Annotated in this window: 18 protein-coding genes; 10 read left to right on the top strand and 8 right to left on the bottom strand. The window is 46.6% G+C overall.

What is annotated here, in order from left to right; genetic code table 11:
* Positions 1–53: 53 nt before the first annotated feature.
* Entirely contained in the window at positions 54–941 is an 888-nt protein-coding gene (locus NFI81_RS04435) for a dienelactone hydrolase family protein (protein WP_234613831.1), read from the top strand.
* Here NFI81_RS04435 and NFI81_RS04430 read toward each other — a convergent pair.
* Genes NFI81_RS04430 through NFI81_RS04415 form a run of 4 tightly spaced genes read right to left on the bottom strand, consistent with a single transcriptional unit; the run spans position 922 to position 4,890 of the window.
* Positions 922–2,025, bottom strand: coding sequence for a glycosyltransferase family 9 protein (locus NFI81_RS04430; protein WP_234613832.1), 1,104 nt, complete (start codon positions 2,023–2,025; stop codon positions 922–924). The two genes, NFI81_RS04435 and NFI81_RS04430, sit on opposite strands and share 20 nt — an antisense overlap.
* Positions 2,012–2,599 (bottom strand): D-glycero-alpha-D-manno-heptose-1,7-bisphosphate 7-phosphatase, encoded by a 588-nt coding sequence (locus NFI81_RS04425; protein WP_234613836.1) that lies wholly within the window; start codon positions 2,597–2,599, stop codon positions 2,012–2,014. The genes NFI81_RS04430 and NFI81_RS04425 overlap by 14 nt, the downstream gene beginning before the upstream one ends.
* Positions 2,586–3,911, bottom strand: coding sequence for a glycosyltransferase family 4 protein (locus NFI81_RS04420; protein WP_234613838.1), 1,326 nt, complete (start codon positions 3,909–3,911; stop codon positions 2,586–2,588). The genes NFI81_RS04425 and NFI81_RS04420 overlap by 14 nt, the downstream gene beginning before the upstream one ends.
* Positions 3,883–4,890: a glycosyltransferase family 4 protein gene (locus NFI81_RS04415; RefSeq protein ID WP_234613840.1), complete on the bottom strand. Its 1,008-nt coding sequence runs from the start codon at positions 4,888–4,890 to the stop codon at positions 3,883–3,885. The genes NFI81_RS04420 and NFI81_RS04415 overlap by 29 nt, the downstream gene beginning before the upstream one ends.
* Before the next feature lie 370 nt (positions 4,891–5,260).
* On the opposite strand from NFI81_RS04415, the gene NFI81_RS04410 reads away from it, so the two are divergent.
* The 3 genes from NFI81_RS04410 to NFI81_RS04400 are packed head-to-tail and all read left to right on the top strand — an operon-like array spanning position 5,261 to position 8,942.
* On the top strand, positions 5,261–6,973 hold the full coding sequence (locus NFI81_RS04410; protein WP_234613845.1) for a carbamoyltransferase family protein: 1,713 nt from the start codon (positions 5,261–5,263) through the stop codon (positions 6,971–6,973).
* Complete coding sequence (locus tag NFI81_RS04405) at positions 6,973–7,956, top strand: glycosyltransferase family 2 protein (RefSeq protein WP_234613847.1); 984 nt, start codon at positions 6,973–6,975, stop codon at positions 7,954–7,956. Before NFI81_RS04410 ends, NFI81_RS04405 begins: the two co-directional genes overlap by 1 nt.
* Positions 7,953–8,942: a glycosyltransferase family 9 protein gene (locus NFI81_RS04400; RefSeq protein WP_234613848.1), complete on the top strand. Its 990-nt coding sequence runs from the start codon at positions 7,953–7,955 to the stop codon at positions 8,940–8,942. The genes NFI81_RS04405 and NFI81_RS04400 overlap by 4 nt, the downstream gene beginning before the upstream one ends.
* Before the next feature lie 38 nt (positions 8,943–8,980).
* On the opposite strand, the gene glgX is transcribed toward NFI81_RS04400, so the two are convergent.
* Together glgX and NFI81_RS04390 are read right to left on the bottom strand one after the other, a co-directional pair.
* A complete protein-coding gene (glgX, locus tag NFI81_RS04395) occupies positions 8,981–11,155 on the bottom strand; it encodes a glycogen debranching protein GlgX (RefSeq protein WP_234613849.1) in 2,175 nt (724 codons plus the stop codon).
* Positions 11,156–11,164: 9 nt separating this feature from the next.
* The gene (locus tag NFI81_RS04390) at positions 11,165–12,145 is read right to left on the bottom strand and encodes a TIGR03885 family FMN-dependent LLM class oxidoreductase (RefSeq protein ID WP_234613850.1); all 981 of its coding nucleotides are present in this window, start codon (positions 12,143–12,145) and stop codon (positions 11,165–11,167) included.
* A gap of 99 nt (positions 12,146–12,244) precedes the next feature.
* On the opposite strand from NFI81_RS04390, the gene NFI81_RS04385 reads away from it, so the two are divergent.
* Complete coding sequence (locus NFI81_RS04385; protein WP_234613851.1) at positions 12,245–12,547, top strand: DUF1330 domain-containing protein; 303 nt, start codon at positions 12,245–12,247, stop codon at positions 12,545–12,547.
* 35 nt (positions 12,548–12,582) lie between these two features.
* On the opposite strand, the gene NFI81_RS04380 is transcribed toward NFI81_RS04385, so the two are convergent.
* Both NFI81_RS04380 and NFI81_RS04375 read right to left on the bottom strand, forming a co-directional pair.
* Positions 12,583–13,500 carry a helix-turn-helix domain-containing protein gene (locus NFI81_RS04380; protein ID WP_234613852.1) on the bottom strand — a complete coding sequence of 306 codons (918 nt, stop codon included), beginning with the start codon at positions 13,498–13,500 and terminating at the stop codon, positions 12,583–12,585.
* Between the two features lie 15 nt (positions 13,501–13,515).
* On the bottom strand, positions 13,516–14,415 hold the full coding sequence (locus NFI81_RS04375; RefSeq protein ID WP_234613854.1) for an NAD(P)H-binding protein: 900 nt from the start codon (positions 14,413–14,415) through the stop codon (positions 13,516–13,518).
* A 157-nt stretch (positions 14,416–14,572) separates the two neighbouring features.
* On the opposite strand from NFI81_RS04375, the gene NFI81_RS04370 reads away from it, so the two are divergent.
* From NFI81_RS04370 to dinD, 5 genes are all read left to right on the top strand, one after another.
* Positions 14,573–14,812: a hypothetical protein gene (locus NFI81_RS04370; protein WP_234613856.1), complete on the top strand. Its 240-nt coding sequence runs from the start codon at positions 14,573–14,575 to the stop codon at positions 14,810–14,812.
* A gap of 103 nt (positions 14,813–14,915) precedes the next feature.
* Positions 14,916–15,947 (top strand): SDR family NAD(P)-dependent oxidoreductase, encoded by a 1,032-nt coding sequence (locus tag NFI81_RS04365; RefSeq protein ID WP_234613857.1) that lies wholly within the window; start codon positions 14,916–14,918, stop codon positions 15,945–15,947.
* Between the two features lie 21 nt (positions 15,948–15,968).
* Entirely contained in the window at positions 15,969–16,775 is an 807-nt protein-coding gene (locus NFI81_RS04360; RefSeq protein ID WP_234613859.1) for a helix-turn-helix domain-containing protein, read from the top strand.
* Between the two features lie 89 nt (positions 16,776–16,864).
* On the top strand, positions 16,865–18,289 hold the full coding sequence (locus NFI81_RS04355) for a hypothetical protein (RefSeq protein ID WP_234613861.1): 1,425 nt from the start codon (positions 16,865–16,867) through the stop codon (positions 18,287–18,289).
* A gap of 225 nt (positions 18,290–18,514) precedes the next feature.
* Positions 18,515–19,390, top strand: a complete 876-nt coding sequence (dinD, locus tag NFI81_RS04350; protein ID WP_234613863.1) for a DNA damage-inducible protein D — start codon at positions 18,515–18,517, stop codon at positions 19,388–19,390.
* The last annotated feature ends 60 nt before the right edge of the window (positions 19,391–19,450 follow it).

Genomic DNA, 19,450 nt, shown 5'->3' with positions numbered 1-19,450 from the left:
GTAAATGCTTTCATTATAAGTGAGTAATCTAAAAACCTTTACGACAAACCCATATGAGCCAGATTAGAAAAGAGGACATTAAGCAAGAAGTCTTTGACCTTTACGACGACTATGCACACGACCGGATTGACAGGCGGAATTTTATGCAAAATTTATCCGCTTATGCAGTTGGCGGCATCACCGTTGCATCGCTGATGAGTTTCCTCATGCCTGATTACCAAGGAACTATTCAGGTTCAGCCCAACGATTCCAGGCTGAAATCAGACTATATCAACTATGATTCGCCGAAGGGTGGCAAGACGATTAAGGCATTACTTTCCACACCAGATGGCGCAACCGGGAAACTCGGCGGCGTAGTGGTTGTTCATGAAAACCGGGGCCTGAACCCTTACATTGAGGACGTTGGCAGAAGAGCTGCACTGGCGGGATTTATTTCCATAGCGCCCGATGCCTTAACCCCCCTGGGCGGCTACCCAGGAAATGATGAAAAGGGACGTGAAATGCAAAGCAAACGCGACCGGAATGAAATGTCCGAAGACTTCATTGCGGCTTACGAATATTTGAAAAATCACAAAGATTGCAACGGTAAAATTGGCGTTGTAGGTTTTTGTTTCGGCGGCGCCATTGCCAATATGATGGCTGTAAGGATTCCCGAACTGGCTGCTTCCGTTCCTTTTTATGGCGGTCAGCCAGCGGTGGAGGACGTCCCAAAAATAAAGGCACCACTTCTCCTGCATTATGCGGGCCTGGACACGCGCGTGAATGAAGGGTGGCCTGCTTACGAACAGGCTTTAAAGGAAAATAAGAAGGAATATACGGCACACATGTATCCCGATGTAAATCATGGTTTCCATAATGACAGCACGCCGCGCTACGACAAAGCGGCCGCTGAGCTGGCCTGGAAACGCACGATCGACTTCTTCAAAGAAAAGCTGGCGTAGTTCTTCCCGGCAATCCGGCAGAAATGAGCAAATCCGTTTCTGCCAGGATTTCTTTTGGTAATGGATAGGCGACGTAATCAGCGTAAAGCGTCTCGGTAACATGGCGGATGACCATATTGCGGCTCCTTAAATGCTCGGGCACCGAAAATTCCAGGATCCGGTGCTGGCAATTCCAGGGCGTGTGCTGCGGATTTGTTTGCGCATAGAGCACGATCATTGGCGTTTGCGTTGCGGCTGCGATGTGGATTGTCCCAGTATTGACGGAGATCAATAAGCTTGCTTTTTCGATCAGACAAATGAATGCCCCGATCGTAAAGATTCCGGCAACCGAAGTGGCGGATTGGCCTATTTCTGCTGCAATATGCCCGGCAAGCTGCTTTTCAGCTGCTGAACCCGAAACCAAAATCGGCATCTGATATTGCTGTGCCAGCGCTCTCCCCGTTTCAATCCAATGTTCCACAGGATATTGTCGTTTCTCTTCGGAAACACCCGGATGAAGCACGATGAACGGTTTTCGAATATCAATGTCCATGTTGGCAAGAACCGTAGTTAAAATTTCCCGGTCCGTTTCCTGAATGTTCAATGCAAGCCGTTTCTTCGTAGTTTCTGCGCCAATATGTTTTACTAATTCCAAATCCCGTTCAACCTGATGGCGAATCATTTCATACGGCTCCGGATCTGGTATCCAGTGTGTTAGCAATTGATAGGGATTCTCCCTTGCATAAGCCAGGCGCACAGGAATGCCAGCCATAAAAGCGAGCATGGCTGCTGGCAGTGCACTTTGGCTATAAACCGTAAAAATAACCGCAGCGTCGAATGATTTCTGTTTCAAATCATTTGCCAGAGCTTCCAGCGTTGCGTTGTCAGTGCTCTTACTCTGCACCCAGGGAAGATCCACGACCATTACATCATCCACACATTCAATATAAGGCGCTATGATGGAACCGGCGTTGGAGGTTAATAAGGTAATTTTGCTCCCAAATGTTTCTTTTAAAGCGCGAAATGCAGGCGAGGCCATAATGACATCGCCCATGTTATCGGCACGGATGCAAAGCACCTTTTCATACCCATTAGCCTTGTACATAAGTGTTTGCGATTTTGGAATGAATAAAATCCGCCGCTTCCGAAAAGTCTTTTGCCAAACAACCGGGCGTTCGAAAGGGGCCGCTCATCCATTCCGTCTCGTTGCCATTGTTGATCAAAACAGTCTGGCAGCCAGCGCGGTTACCGGCTTCTACATCATTCAGAATATCGCCTATCATCCAGGATTGCCGTAAATCGATTTCCAATGCTTCCGCCGCCTGCAAGATTAATCCCGGCTGTGGTTTTCTGCATTTGCATTGATCTGCCGCTTGGCCGGGAAGATGCGGGCAGTAGTAGAAACCTGAAAGGATCAGGCCGTTTTTTTCAAATATTCGATAAAAATAAGCGATCAACTCATCCAACTGCTGTTGAGAAAACAAGCCTAATGCTATGCCGGGCTGGTTGGAGATGATCACCAGTTTGTAGCCCAGCTCCTGCAAGGAAGCCAACCCTTCAAAAACGCCGGTTTCAAACAGCACTTTTTCAGGATTGGCATTGTATGGCACATCTTTGATCAACGTGCCGTCTTTATCTAAAAAAACCGCTTTGGATTGCATATGCTCAGGATATGGCATAGGTTATAGCGCCTGATTGATAATTTTTCGAGGCATTTCGTCCGGGCTCTTTCACATGGAGCAGGTAAACCCGTCCGCTGTAATATCGGCTGGTTACTTTCATATACAGCTCATGCGCGCTTTTGGCCACCTTATCCCAAGTAAATTTATCGTTTACCCGGCTCAATGCGTTGCGGCAAAGATTCCGGTATTTTTCGGGACAGGAAATGCCTTCCCGCAATGCTTCGGCGAGCGCTTCCGGGTTATGGGGTGGAACCAGAAAACCCGTTTGATTATGCTGAACCGTATATTTTATCCCACCCACATTGGATCCGATCACGGGCGTCCCGCATGCCATTGCTTCCAATGGTGTGATGCCGAATGGTTCGTACCAGGGCGTGGAGATGAAGAAATCGGCGGCCTGGTAGTAATCCCGCAACTGCTCCCGATCCCGGCGGCCCACAAATTCCACGTGGCTTTCAACACCTTCTGAATCAGCAATTTCTTTCAGCCTTTTCAATTCCAGGTTTTTCTCGAAATCCGGCTTTTCATCCGAGCCGCCCACAACGAGCAGCTTGATTTTGGGAACATCCGTCAGATATCGCATGGCACGGATTACATTGTCTATGCCTTTGCGCGGCACCATTCTGCCTAATTGTAGTAAAATCACTTCATCTTTCTGTAAACCAAGTCTCCGTCTGGCGGCGGTTTTGGAAGCGGGGTAAAATTCGTCCGAACTGAATCCGCACGGGATAATGCTGATACGGCTTGCGTCCGCATTGTAGTAATCGATCAGGTCCTGGCGGTCTTGCGGACATTCGGCAATGATGAAATTTGCATCATTCACGATCATTTGTTCAATATCAAGCCGTGCAGCCGGAAATGCGTCTTTTTCTTTTTGATGGATCATCCTGATTTTACCCAAAGCATGGAACGTGATCACGTAAGGAATTCCTAGCATTCTCTTGATTGAGGAAGCTACCAATCCCGACATAAAGAAATTGGCATGGATCAAATCATATTCAATGCGGCTGTTACGGATAAAACGGATCATACTGGTTGTAAAATCATCCATATAACCCAATAAAAGCTCTTTTGCTACTTCTTTTGCCGGTCCTGCATCCACATTTATCACCCGGATGCCGGGCAGCCAGGATACAATCTGCGGCAATTCCTCATTATCTTTTCTGGTAAAAATGTCGATCGCGTAGCCGAGTTTCGCAAGTGATTTGCAGATCTCCGCCACATAGACATTCTGCCCTCCGCTATCCACGCCTCCCAGAACTGCCAGCGGAGAAGCGTGTTCACTGATAAATGCTATTCTCTTTTTCATGATTGTGAATATTTAATTGAATAGTCTGTCTGATGATTTTTTCCCAGTCATTGGTGAATCGATGGATGCTGAATTTGTCCAAAGCAATGGCCCTCGCACATTGTCCCAGGCGCCTGGCCTCACCCTGGTCTGCGATCAGCCGGTTCATATTTTCTATGAGGTTGTCAATGTTGGTATCAATAAATCCCGATTCGCCGTTCTTGATAACAGTCACATATTCCGTTGTCGCCATGGCCACCACGGGCATTCCTGTCATCATGGCCTCGCAAACGGCCAACCCAAAACTCGTGTAGCGGATGGGGTTGAAAAAGAACCGGTAATGGCTGATAAATTCGGGCAACTGGGGATTAAGCACCTCTCCCAGCCCGCCGGACTCTAATGTGCCCATGCCCACCAGATCCAGCGGAACATGCTTTCTTACCTCATCAAAAATATCCCAACCGGTAATTCTCCCGCGTTGCTGAATGTGGTTTATGACCACGATCCCGCGGGGAATGTCGCCCTGGTATGTAACCTCGGGAATGCATACGCCGTGTTCAATCACGCGAACATTGGGTAATCCCGAACTATCCCACATTAGCTTATTGAAAGGCGTAACATGCACCAGTGTCACAGACGGGTCCGTCATAACATGTCGCGTGTTCGTGGGATGCAGTTCCGGTGTGTTGTGCTCAACGTATATCCGGGCAAGTCGCTTTTGCCAGTCGGCAAGGATTTCGTGCTGGTCTATCAGGAAATTTCTTTCCGATTGAAACAGGATACAGTCGAAATCCATATTCCTGATTTCCTCGGCTGGAACTTCAATTATATTTGGCCCAAAAGGGAATGTGGTGCCGCGCCCGTAATAGCCTTCATCTTTGGCGTCCCTTACAGGAATAAATATGTCATAATTTCCCTGCGAAAGGTAATAAAGATAGCTTCCATGTATATGCCATGTGAAGATTTTAAGTCTCTTTTCCGTACTAATATCTCCGTTCATATTTACTGCATTTTGCGTTAAACAGAACGCCCCTTGTAAAAAACGGTGCCATTCCGGAAGAACCGCTTCCCTGATACACACTATTTTAGCTGACTTGACGCATAAACGCAGGAGAAACGCTTCTAACTCAACGTATAAGCATATGGCCGTAAACAAACTGGGAATAGAGGAATGTCCACAGTTTATCCCCACTTGCCATCGCGGCCCAACAACCGATATTTAAATTTTTACCCTTAAAGACTCAAAAAGCATTTATATGTATAGCATCTTGCGGGCTGATCGGCGCGCTGCGTAACCCGATCCTTTTCAAGCATATACCTTGGCATAATCATTGTAAGGTCGGGCTGCATTTTAACCTGACCAATGAGCTATGTATATTTTAGGGATTAACGCGGCATTTCATGATACGGCCGCTGCACTCGTGAAAGACGGCAAGATCATTGCCGCAGCCGAGGAAGAAAGATTTACGCATATCAAGCACGGTAAGCGCCCTGTTCCTTTTTCTACATGGGAATTGCCATTTCACGCCATTGACTACTGCCTCAAAACGGCTGGTATTACCATAAAAGACGTCGACCGCATTGCATATTCATTTGATCCGGACGGTGTTAGTGAAGCTTCTGTCTACGAAGACGACCTACTTTCAAGTTCCGATTTGCTGATTCAGCCTGACGTTTACAACGGCTGGGACACTTTGTTCCTGAACTACATTCGCAAGGCGCCGGAGCAGTTACGAGACGGTTATCCGCATCATTTACAGAAACGATTGGCTAACGCAGGATCATTGACAGAAAAATGGGAGTTTGTAAACCACCATGTCGCACACGCGGCGAGCGCGTTTTTTCCATCACCATTTACCGAAGCGGCTGTAATGACGTTGGATGGTCGCGGCGAGAAGGCAACGACGGGCTATTTCATGGGCAAAGGCAATTCCCTGGAACAGCTTTCGACCGTGGACATGCCGCATTCGCTGGGTATGTTGTATGAAAAAATCACTACGTATCTGGGCTTTTTGCATTCATCGGATGAATACAAAGTGATGGCGCTTGCATCCTATGGCAAGCCGGTTTACCTCGAAGATTTTCACTCGGTAATCCATGTTCAGGATAATGGTCAATACACGATAGACGAATTTGACCCGCAACAATGGTGGGGTCCTGGCCGTACGAAAGAAGATCCTTTTGAACAGCTGCACCATGATATCGCCCATTCTTTGCAAAAAGCATTGGAAGAAACGGTTTTGAAACTGGCCAACTGGCTTTATACGGGAACAAAGTCGGAGAACCTGTGCATGGCAGGCGGCGTTGCGCTGAACTGTGTAATGAATGCCGTGATCCGCGATAAAGGCCCGTTCAAAAATATATGGGTGCAACCTGCCGCAGGCGACGCCGGAACTGCATTGGGTGCTGCACAATGGCTTGATGTACAATTGAATAGCCAGCACAACGACCGTTACACGGCGCCGATGGACCATGTTTATTGGGGACCTGATTATACGGACGATGAAATTGAAAAATTTATGATCTGGGCAAAAATGCCATACAAACGCTTGTATGATGTTGCCAAAGAGACGGCTGCTATTTTGGCCGAGGACAAAATCATTGCCTGGTATCAGGGCCGTATGGAATTTGGGCCGCGGTCGCTGGGAAGCAGGTCTATTCTCGCATCGCCAATCCATCCCGACATGCAGGCAAGATTGAATGATATCAAGGACCGTGAAGATTTCAGGCCTGTTGCGCCGGTAGTTTTGGAAGAGGACGCGCCTGAATGGTTTGAAAATGCTGATGTTTCTCCGTTTATGCTTTTTGTTTACCCGGTTAAGGACGACAAAGCAGATCAAATCCCAGCTGTAAGGCATACGGACGGGACAGCCCGCGTCCAAACCATTAATGCGCAGCAACATCCGCTTTATTACGAGCTGATCAGTGAATTCAAGAAGCTGACAGGTGTGCCGGTTCTTGTCAATACATCTTTCAATACGCGTGGAGAGCCTATTGTATGTTCGCCCAGGGATGCCATTGAATGTTTCTGGACTTCGCCATTTGATGCATTGATTATCAATTCCTTCATACTTGAAAAATAATGGGGACAGCGAGCATAAGCGTTATTATTCCTACTTACCGGCGTCCGGCTTTGCTAAGCCGGTGCCTCGACGCGATCCGGCTACAACATTGTCCGGATTGCTCGTTTGAGGTCCTGGTTATTTCCGATGGCCCGGACGAGGCAACGCGTTCGCTGATCAATGATTTAATACAAACACATCCTGATTTCCCGCTATCGTTCCATGAGCTTCCCGTTAAGCGCGGTCCGGCCGCTGCGCGGAATTATGGGTGGAAAAAGGGCGCTGGCGAGTTGGTTGTCTTCACAGATGACGACTGCATACCCGAAAGTCACTGGCTGGATGCATACTGGACCAGTTATCAGCTTCGCAATCAGTTATATATAGGATTTACAGGCAAGGTAATTGTTCCTGTTCCGGCGCGTCCGACAGATTATCAGAAGAATGTGGCACACCTTTCCACAGCAGAATTCATTACGGCAAATTGCGCTTGTTCCCGAGCCGCACTCGACCGGATCGGAGGCTTTGATGAAGATTTCCCAATCGCCTGGCGTGAAGATTCCGAATTGCAATTTAAGCTTTTGAAAGAGAATTTGCCTATCATTCATGTACCCGGGGCGGTGATTTGCCATCCCGCAAGGGCAGCTTCCTGGGGCACGAGCATCCGGGATCAGCAAAAAAGTATGTTCAATGCATTATTATTTAAGAAGCATCCCGAGCTATACAGGAAAAAGATTGCCCGCAGCCCGGTCTGGAACTACTATACGATCATTATTTCAAGCATTGTTTCCGTCATCGCATTCTTGTCAGGCTCCGAAAGTCTGGCATTTATAGCGTTATCAGTCTGGGCTTTTGCATTGATTTTGTTTATTTCAAAACGGCTGAGAGGCACTGATATGTCCTTGTCTCACCGCACTGAAATGATCGTCACATCATTGATAATTCCGTATCTTTCTGTTTACTGGACACTTCGCGGCGCTTTGCGATACAAAGTCTTTTTCCTATGAAATTCCCCATTGATACCACCCACAAAATTGCTGTGTTCCGGGCTTTGCAGCTAGGCGACATGTTGTGTGCCGTGCCTGCATTCAGAGCGTTGCGAAAGCAATATCCGGATGCTGAAATCACACTTTTAGGATTGCCATGGGCCGCTGGTTTCATGACCCGTTTTTCCAATTATATTGATAAGTTCTTTCATTTCCCTGGTCATGACGGCTTGCCCGAACAACCATTTGAACAGTCGTTATGGGACGATTTCGTGAGCCGCATGCAACAGGAAAAATTTGACCTTATTCTGCAAATGCAAGGCAGTGGTGGCATCGTTAATGATATGCTGGAAAGCCTTTGCGCCGGGCCTGTGGCAGGATTCCATAGTGAGGGCTGTTACAGGGAAAGCGGGTTATTTGTTGAGTATCCCAATGGTATATCTGAGATCGAGAAGCACCTCTTAATGCTGGCAAACCTGGGGATCCGTCCGCAGGGAACCGAGCTGGAATTTCCCTTGCTGGAAACTGAAACGGCAAATTTGCTCAAAATAAAATCGATCCTCCCGCATGGACCTTATGTATGCGTGCATCCTGGCTCCCGCGGTGCCTGGCGCCAGTGGCCTACTTCCCATTTTGCCTGCCTGGCCGACCAGTGCGCCGGATTGGGTTACCATGTTTTCGTGACCGGAACAAAAGAAGAAGCTAACATTACTGCCGAGGTTATCGACCGGATGGACTTTCCCGCAATTGACCTTACCGGAAAAACCGGCCTGGGTGAAATCGGGCAGCTTATTAAGGATGCCAAACTGCTGGTCAGCAATTGTACCGGGGTGTCTCACATTGCAGCAGCCATGGGAACCCCCAGCATTGTCATCAGCATGGATGGCGAGCCGGAACGTTGGGGACCCTTGAATAAAGAACTTCACAAAACCATCGACTGGACACAGACACAAGATTTTTCCTCTGTGTTGTCCCTGGTTGAAAATCTGAAATCGCCTGCGGCTTAACTAAATCGGGCTTGGGAAAATCCCAAGCCCGCATTTTCTTATGTCAGATGACATTTTAGTACGAGAACCGAACGCCCCTGCACCTTAACGACCCCGCCAGACACAAGTTGTTCGTCATCATCTCCGATAAACCCATCGCTCGTATCAATTGCCTTTTGCCACTGTTTACTGCAATGATCGGTTGGTAATACATAATCCAATGCCTCCTCATGTGCATTAAAAATGATGTAGAAACTATCGTCCGTGATTTTCTTACCATCATAATTAACGCATCTGATTCCCTTGCCATTGAGATAAACCCCTATCGATTTGGCGCAATCATGATCCCAGTTTTCCTCCGACATGATACTTCCATCTGGTGAATACCAACGAATGTCTTCGACGTCAGAGCCCATAACGGGCAAACCCTGGAACCACCTCCTTCGACGGAACGAAGGATGGTCTTTGCAAAACCAGATCAGTTTTTTCGTAAATTCAAGCAGCTGCTGATCCGCCTTTTCCCAGTGAATCCAGGATATTTCGTTGTCCTGGCAGTAGGGATTATTGTTTCCGCCTTGGCTGCGTCCCAGCTCATCACCGGCAACCAGCATAGGCACGCCTTGCGAGAGAAATAATGTGGTAAGCAAGTTGCGTTTCTGCTTGTTACGCAAGTCAATAATTTCCTGATCGTCTGTTGGACCTTCTACGCCGCAATTCCATGAATTGTTGTCATTAGACCCATCCTTATTATCTTCTCCGTTGGCTTCGTTATGCTTGTCGTTATAGCTCACCAGATCGTGCAATGTGAAACCATCATGCGCAGTGATCAGGTTGACGCTCGCCATCGGGCTCCGGTAACCGCCCTGGTATAAATCCGGGCTGCCGGTGAAACGCTGTGCAAACTCGGATAATGTACGTTCCGCGCCGGTCCAGTAGGAGCGCACGCAATCGCGGTACTGATCGTTCCATTCGGCCCATCCCGGCGGAAACTTTCCAACCATATAGCCGTCTGCATCAATGTCCCAAGGCTCCGCAATAAGCTTAACCTGCGAAATGATGGGATCCTGGTAAATGATATTGAAGAAAGATCCGAGCGTGTCGGTTTCGTTTAATGTTCTTGCCAAAGTCGATGCCAGGTCAAACCTGAAACCATCCACGTGCATTTCTGTGATCCAGTAGCGCAGACTATCCATGATCATACCCAGCACATTAGGCAGCTGCGTATTGATCGTGTTCCCGGTTCCGGTGTAGTCTTTGTAATGCTTTGGATTACCGGGATCCAGCCTGTAATAAGATTTGTTGTCAATTCCCTTTAAAGAAAAAGTCGGTCCCATGTGATTTCCCTCGGCCGTATGGTTGTAAACCACGTCCAGAATAACCTCAATCCCAGCGGCATGCAATGTTTTAACCATTGTTTTGAATTCCGAAACGTGCGCACCTGCCTCGGTGCTGGTCGCATAGCGGACGTCGGGTGCAAAGAAGCCTAATGTGTTATATCCCCAATAATTAGAAAGCCCTTTTTCAAGCAAATGCCGGTCAGAAACGAAATGGTGCACAGGCATGAGCTCAATGGCTGTAATACCCATATCATTTAAATACTGGATCATGACGGGGTGCGCAATGCCCGCATAAGTTCCTTGTATCTCGGCTGGAATTCCCGGATGGAGCTTGGTAAGCCCTTTTACGTGCGCTTCGTAAATAATCGTGTCATGGTAAGGGATTTTCGGCGCCTTATCATCCTCCCAGTCAAAGGCGGGATCGATAACGATGGACTTAGGCAGGTGCGGCGCACTATCGGTTTCGCTGAAAGAAAGATCCGCCTGCTTATCACCAATTTTGTAAGCGAAAAGCGCGTCGTCCCAGTCTATCGTCCCCGACAATGCTTTTGCATAAGGATCGATTACCAATTTGTTTGGATTGAAACGATGTCCTTTTTTCGGTTCATAAGGCCCATGAAAGCGGTAACCGTAAAGCTGCCCCGGCCCGATGCCCTCCACATAAACGTGCCAAATGTTGTGTGAGATCTCTTCAATCTCTATCTTGACATTCTCAGCCCGTGCCTCGGCATTCTCAAAAAGACACAATTCAACTTTCGTAGCATTCTCCGAAAAAATGGCAAAGTTAACGCCCTCGCCGTCCCAGGTTGATCCCAGCGGATAAGGCGATCCCGGCCTGATGCCCAGTTCAAGTGAATCAGGCGCCTCAATAACTTCATTTTGAATAGTATAGCTCATAGCGCGTGGTTATTTAGTTGATAATGTTTTTAGATGCGGCAAAACCTTTTCACCAAATACATCGATAAAATTCTTCTGTTCGAGATTTACATTATGCAGATACAAGTGCGAAACGCCCGCCTCAATATCGCGGGACAGCCATTCAACGTGTTGATCCGTACTGTCCGAAATACGTACGGCAGAATGCATATCTTCCGGCCTGACCATTTTGCCGGCAGCATCGAAACCTTCCGGACTGCGGATATCTCCGAGCAGCGAGGACGGAAAGACATTGTTCTTCCATTGAAAATGAGCACCTTCCAGCGCTTTTTCGTACGAATTGTCATAAGATAGCTGCACTTTCAGATAAACGGGTTTCCCCTCACCGCCGCCTCTTCGGAATGCTTCAATGATTTTTTTCAATTCGGCTGGTGGCCGCGAAGTAGTGATCATGCCATCGGCCCAACCTCCTACCCATTCGGCGGTTTTTTCGGTAATGGCCGCGCCGATCACGGATGGCATATAGCCTGGCAGCGTATATAACCTCGCGTCATAGACTTCAAAAAGCCCTTTATGCGTCACAGTCTCTCCTGCCCAAAGCGCCCGCATAACGTCCACGCTTTCTTTAAGTCGTTGGTTACGCACTTGTTTCGCGGGCCATTCTTCTCCCGTGATGTGTTCATTCAGGAACTGGCCGCTTCCTGTCGCAATCCAGAAGCGTTGTGGGAACATTTCGCACAGCGTTGCAACGGCCTGTGCAATAATAGCGGGATTGTAACGCTGGCCAGGCGCATTCACTATCCCATAGCTCAGGTTAGTTGCCTGCATGGCCGCTCCAAGCCAACTCCAGGCAAAGCCGCTTTCACCCTGCGTCTCGCTCCATGGATAAAAATGATCGGAGCTTAACGCAGTTGTAAATCCAGCTTTTTGCGCTTGTATTACGTATTGCGTTAACTGACTGGGCTTAAATTGTTCGTGGGAGGCATGATAGCCGATCTGTATATTCGTCATATCCGGTAAATTTGATACCGGACGACTATAAAAATCGTACCCATTTCATTAGATATGGTGACCAGGACTGTTAATTTTACACAACTTTAAGTATCAGCCATGATCTATTATACCCAGCTTATTTTCATCAAGGAAGGCAAGGAAAGCTCTTTCCATTTTTTTGAAGACCAGGTTTTGCCCTTGCTGAAACAGCATAATGGCGAGCTCATTTACCGGATCAGGCCGGGCGTGTCTTCCGTCGTGGCCACAACATTAGGCTATCCGTATGAGATTCACCTGGTTACTTTTTTGGATCGTAAGAGTTTTGAGAGTTATAGGGACGATCCTCAGCGCTTGAAGCACATGCATTTGAAAGATGAATCGGTTGAGCGCATTATGCTCATCGAGGGAAATGCGCTTTGAAGCGACAAATAAGCGCAGCCGAATTCTGGGAGCGATCAGTTGAATGACTGTCTGAATTCCAGTGGGGAAAAGCTGGTCTTTGTTTTGAAAAGCTTGCTGAACGACTGCGGATGTTCGAAACCCAATTCATAAGCTATCTCACTGACGGACAGATCCGTAACAGACAATTTTTCCTTCGCTTTTTCGATCAGTTTTTCATGAATATGCTGCTGCGTGCTTTGGCCTGTCAATAGTTTGAGCATGCTGCTCAGGTAATTGGGTGATATGTTCAGTGTTTCGGCAATATAATGGACTGTCGGCAAGCCCTTCTGAACGAGGTTTTCACCGTTAAAGTAGTCATTGATAACGCGTTCCAGCCTGTTCAGGATCTTGTGATTGCTTATTTTTCTGGTAATAAACTGCCGCTGGTAAAAACGTTCGGAATATTTGAGCAACACTTCCAATTGAGCAATAATGAGATCCTCGCTGAATTTATCAATGTTCGCGTGGTATTCCTGCTGAATGCTTTGCATAATACCCGAAATAATCATTTCCTCTTTTTCGGATAGGAAAAGTGCTTCATGGACAGAATAGTCGAAATATTCGTACTGCTTTATGTTTTTGGCCAATGGAGTATTCCATAAAAGATCGGGATGGACAAGCAACATCCACCCCGATTGCTCCAATTGCATATCCCGGTCCACTTCAAGCCGCAGGATCTGACCGGGCGACATAAAGAACATCACGCCTTCATCGAAATCAAATTCCTGCTGACCGTATTTGATCTTGACATTGAAATTTCTTTTCAGGGAAATGGAATAAAAATCATTGACCAAACTCCACTCATTGGCGGGTAAATGGTCGATCATCTCCAAGTTAATCACACTGATCAGTGGATGTTCCGGCTTCGGCAATCCCCTGAACTTGTGAAATTCACTGATGGTTTTAAATCGACGAAGTTGTGCGTTTGCCATAATACAATGTAAGGATTAATGTTGAAATGCAGCAGCAAAATCGGCGGCAAAATCTTCCAGCTTTACTTTGCCCATAACCGGTTTATGGCGATAATAGTCTTCTGCCAGCACACCGCTATGCAAGCTTCCATACATTTCTACCAGGCCCGCCGCGATCTTCGGATTCATCCCAATTCCTTCGAGTGCACTTTGCACCTGCTCGTCAGGAGCAATGATCCATTTAAGATCAGGCTTCCCGATGGCAGCGCCTAAGACAGCCGCGGTATCATGGCCCGTGCGGTCGTCGCTGGCTACATATCTTACATTTCTGACAGCAACTGGTTTTAAAATTTCCTCGGCCACCGCAGCAGCGATATCAATTGGCGAAACCCAGGGAATTTCATCCTCAGCGCCATAGTTCGCTACAATAATGTTCTGATTTTTGATTGTTTCTATATAGCCAAATAAATTGTAATAAAATGATGTTGGCCGAATATGCGTGATAGAAACATCGGAAGGCAACGCATTCAGGATCAGCTCAACGTCGTGCGCGCCAAGTAAAATGCCGGAACCTTCACCTGCACCCAGATGCCCCCCAATGGTGCTGAGGTTTACGACGCGTTTTACGCCAGTTTCGCGGATGGCTTTTGCATAATTTTGTGCTTTGCTTCGGTAATATGCCAGCAAATCGAGGTTTTGGTCGAAATAATTGGCTGGCGGCACCATGGTGTAAACTGAATCTGCACCCGCAAACGTGGCCGTGAGAAATTCGACGTCATCCATAGAGCCGATTGCGGGAGTGCCACCCAATGTTTCGATGTCCTTCTGCTTTTCAGGGTTGCTGCTGATAACAGTAACCGCATGTCCTTTTTCAACCAGTTCTGCTGTTAGCGGCTTGCTAATGTGTCCTAATGACCCTGTTAATACGATTTTCATTTGTCTGTTTTTTAGTTTTACACAAAATTGCGAAGCAGCTAAAAAGCGGACGTAGCCAAATCTATGGTTGTTGTAGCCGAAAGAAGGATGATATTGAAAAATTTGGAAAGATATTTGCAGGAAACTGAAATCAGGGCATAATTAACCAGACAAACGCATGTCGGAACCACAACTCACAGGCTTGCAAAAGCGGGCTTCAAAATATATAGATAAAGCGATTTCGTACCAGTTACGACCGGGCGAAATGATCGAAGGTCATTTTATCGGCTTTGACAAAACCAACATTGACCGCACAGTAATACAAATGTCAAATGCAGCCGACAGAACCACCCTCCCGCTAATGACTGTCGTGAATTATTTTGAAGGAGTTGAAGATGAGGAAGAAGACGGCGTTTGAAAAATTCCAGCATGGTCTTTAAAACAAATAAATACGGCCCTTAAAACAAAAACACGAGGAAGTGCATCGCCTAATTTTGTTCCATCATTTAAATCAAAAAATCATGGAACAAGTAACTATTTCGGGCAATTACAACGGAGCTTTACAGCAGCCCATCCAGTCGGGCTTCACAGCTTATTCCACAGCCGCAGAGGTCATTGAAGGAATTGATCTTAGCGGAAAGACAGCAGTCGTGACCGGCGGATATGCTGGCATAGGACTGGAAACAGTGAAAACATTTGTTGAAGCAGGTGCAAAAGTGGTGGTTCCTGCGCGAGACATCAATAAAGCTGTTAAAAATCTTGAAGGCTTGCCAAATGTAACAATAGAACAAATGGACCTGATGAATCCGGACTCTATTGATGCATTTGCCGAGAAATTTCTGCTAACCGGAAGCCCGCTTCACCTGCTGATCAATAATGCAGGAATCATGTGGGTCCCGCTCCAACGTGATGCAAGAGGATATGAATCACAGCTGGCAACCAATCACTTAGGTCATTTTCAACTAACGCAACGGCTATGGCCCGCATTGAAAAAAGCAGGAAGCGCACGCGTGGTCAATGTGTCTTCCTATGGCCATCAGATGGCCCCGTTCAATTTTGAAGATCCCAACTTTAAACACCGCGATTATGACACATTATCGGGTTATGGCCAATCGAAGACTGCGAATAATCTTTTTACAATCGAACTGGATCGGCGCGGTAAAAATGTGGGCGTCCGTGCCTTTTCGCTTCACCCTGGATCGGTTAACGGAACCGATTTGGGACGTGTTGCGCCTATAGAATTGTTTCAGCAAATGGGCACACATGATGCGAATGGAAACATTTATCCGGAAGTTGCGAGCAAATTGAAAACAATCGCACAGGGAGCTTCGACCACGGTTTGGTGTGCAACAAGTCCACAATTGGCCAATTTAGGAGGTTTATATTGTGAGAATGCAGACGTGGCTGAACTGGATGAAGGAAATATTCAGCAAAACTATGACGATCCGTTGACGCTTCGTGGCGTACAACCGTATTCCCTGGATGCCGAGAACGCGAAACGCTTGTGGAAATTGAGTGAGGAGCTTACCGGATTGCAATTTGCAGCAAATTAATATCATGAAATTATTAAAATCGTGGGACACCAAACGCAGTATATCCATCCCGACCTGAAATTGTCGCGCTTCGAAGAAACGCTTTACAAAGCGGATGTGCTTTTTGAACAACATTTGCTGGTTTGGCTGATTTCGGGTGAAACCAAGATCGTGCAGGGTGACAAAACTTACTGGTTTATTGCCGGAGATATATTGCTGTTCCCACGTAATCAATTGGTCACCGTCATTAATTGTCCGAAATATGGACAGCCCCACCAATCAGCGGTCATGCATCTTACCAAGAAGCGGCTAACCGATTTTTATAATGTCAATAAAGTGGAAATCAAGCAAATGCAGCCGCCGGTATTCAAGACATTTGACCAACATCCGCTCCTGAAAAGCTGCCTCCATTCGCTGATCCCTTATTTTGACCTTAAAGAGCCCTTGCCAGAAAAGATTGCGTCCCTCAAAATTGAAGAAGCCATTACTATTCTCAGGACCATCGACCGCGATATTGATCATTTGCTCGCCAATTTCGACGAACCAGGCAAAATCAGTCTGAGCGACTTCATGGAGAAAAATTACATGTTCAATATGTCCATGGATAAATTCGGTTATCTCACCGGCCGAAGCCTCACCACATTCAAGCGCGATTTTAAAAAGACTTTCCAAACAACGCCCCAAAAGTGGCTGACCGAAAAACGCCTCGAACTGGCACACTACCAAATCCGTGAAAAGAAACGTAAGCCTTCGGAAGTTTACCTGGAAGTCGGGTTTGAGAACCTGTCGCATTTTGGATTTGCCTTTAAGAGGCGGTTTGGCTATGCGCCGACAGAAATGGTCGGCTAAAACTAACTTGAACGAACTTGGCACATACTTGAACCGGCTGGCCGGTGGCGGGAATGCATTTTTGCACAACATTAAACAGCAAAAATGTCATGAAAAAGATCGTTCAAATGTTGTTCATTCTGCTCGCAGTTCAAAGCTTTGGACAAAAGAAGAAAGAAATTGCAGCACCTAAAAAGGCCGACTACCAGGTTGCTATGGCGGCGGAAAAATGGGATTTTAAGGAAGGGAAGGTGAAGTTTGAGGATTACAAAGGCCAGAAGGCCATGAAGATTTCTCAGGGTTCCGGCCAGGTTGTTTTGAAGAATGTGGTTTTCAAAGACGGCACCATCGAGTATGACATTCAACCCGTTCTCCCTGAGTTTGCACTTTCCATCTATTTTCACAGAAAAGACGAAAAAGAACAGGAGATCGTGTATTTGAGAGCAGGGAAAATGGGCAACAAACTGGCGAGCGAGGGCATTCAATACACGCCGTATTTTGATGGCGTCAATATGTGGGATATGTATCCTGAGTATCAGGCTCCTGCCATGGCAAGAGCGGATGAATGGAATCACGTGAAGCTGGTTATAGCCGGTGCCAGAATGCAGGTTTTTCTGAACAATGCGCTTCAACCTGTTTTGGATATCCCCAAACTGGAAGGGAATGAGGCAGAAGGCAGCATTGCTTTTGAAGGCTCATCATACATTGCAAATGTCCAGGTTAAACCAAATGAAACGGAAGGACTTAGCCCACTAGCATTACCAGATCTTACCGATAATGACGCCACATTTCTCAGGCAGTGGGCCGTAACCGCCCCGCAAAACTTACCCGACGGCCAGGAACTGTCCTTTCGCAATTTGCCGCAGGTTTCGGCCTTTACCGACACCATCTCTGCGGAACGACGAGGCCTGATAAGCCTGACCCGCAAGTATGGAGGCAGTAAAAGTCGGCGTGTAGTTTGGTTAAAAACAAAAATCACTGCAAAAGAGGCTGTTAAAACGAACCTTCATCTGGGCGTTAGCGATGAAATTTGGGTGTTTTTAAATAACCAGATAATATTTGTTGACAAAAATCTGTTCGCCCAGGGAATGCGAAAATATCCCGAAGGCCGGATTTCAATCAACAATACTTCCACCCTATTAAGTCTGAGGCCGGGTGAAAACGAGCTGCTGATCGGCGTCGCGAACGATTTTTACGGCTGGGGAATCATGGCCAGGCTGGAATCCATGGAAGGCATTACAGAAACGGACAAAGTTGCTGATATCATTGCCATGGCGAAGGAGATTGGAATGCTGGATTTAAATCAGTACGAGGGCATTTACAGCAATGCGGACGTCAATTACAAACTCAACTTCACACGCAAAGAAAAGCAGTTATTCGTGCAAGTTACAGGCCAGGAACCAGCACAGCTTCAAACCCTGGGCAAAGATAAATTCGCATTCACATCCGCCAGCGCAACCTTCGACTTCCAGCCGGAAAGTAAGAAATTGATATTAAGGCAGGGGAATGAGAGTAAGGAGTTTAAGAAGGACTAGTTTTTCAAAATTATCGCAAAATCGACCTTTCCAGCATTCTGGACCATTTTGTTGACGTCAACAAAATGGTCCAGAATGCTAATTTCCAATAAAGCCTTATATTAGATTTCATGATTGTTCTTGCCAGCCGGGTAAGATTTTTTCCTATTTATTATGTGGCTCATTTGAGTTTCCCTACGGTTATTTATTCAGATATCGAACCTTATATATTTGGTGAAATCAATTATGTCTAAAACCAAAAAACACACTATGGAAACTTCGGTGATCACCCAGTTGAGCAAAACCTTTGAAGAAGCTGCGTATGAGCAAGATGGGATAGAATATTGGCTTGCACGGGAACTGCAAATTTTGCTCGGTTATAACGAGTGGCGAAATTTTACGAATGCAATTGAAAAAGCGAAAGAGGGATGCAAAAACACCTCTGAGAGCATTTCAGATCATTTTGTTGACGTCAACAAAATGGTCACCATAGGTTTTGGTGCAGCAAGAGAGCAGCACGATATAATGCTTACGAGGTATGCTTGCTATCTGATAGCCCAGAACGGAGATCCAAAGAAAGATCAGATCGCCTTTGCACAAAGCTACTTTGCTATACAAACACGTAAGCAGGAGTTAATAGAAGAGCGAATCCGACTGATGGAACGCCTGCAAGCCAGAGAAAAATTGGCCGTTACCGAATCACAATTGTCTAAAAATATTTTTGAAAGAGGCGTTGACAGCAAAGGTTTCGCAAATATCCGGAGTAAAGGCGATGGTGCGTTATTCGGTGGCAACAACACCAGCGAAATGAAGCGCAAATTAGGGATCGCTGAAAATCGCCCTCTTGCTGACTTTTTGCCAACCATTACAATATCTGCCAAACAATTGGCTGCTGAAATAACCAATTTCAATGTTAACAAAAATGACCTTCGAGGCGAAAGTAAAATCTCAGAAGAACATGTCCAGAATAACGGCGACATAAGAATGCTTTTGGAAAAGAGTGGCATCAAACCAGAGAATTTGCCATCAGAAGAAGATATTAAGAAGTTGGAACGCCGCGTCAAATCCGGTGACAAAGAAGCCGTAAAAAAGAGGCTAAAACCAGGACAGGGAAATAAGTGAAATAAAAAAATGCCGCCTGTTTTGCTTGAAGCAAAGAGGCGGCGGGTGGGCATTCATAAA

The sequence above is a fragment of the Dyadobacter fanqingshengii genome, from assembly GCF_023822005.2.
In the GTDB taxonomy this organism is placed as follows: domain Bacteria; phylum Bacteroidota; class Bacteroidia; order Cytophagales; family Spirosomataceae; genus Dyadobacter; species Dyadobacter fanqingshengii.
Note: the sequence above shows the minus strand (reverse complement) of the source record. Positions and strands in the feature narration are given on the sequence as shown.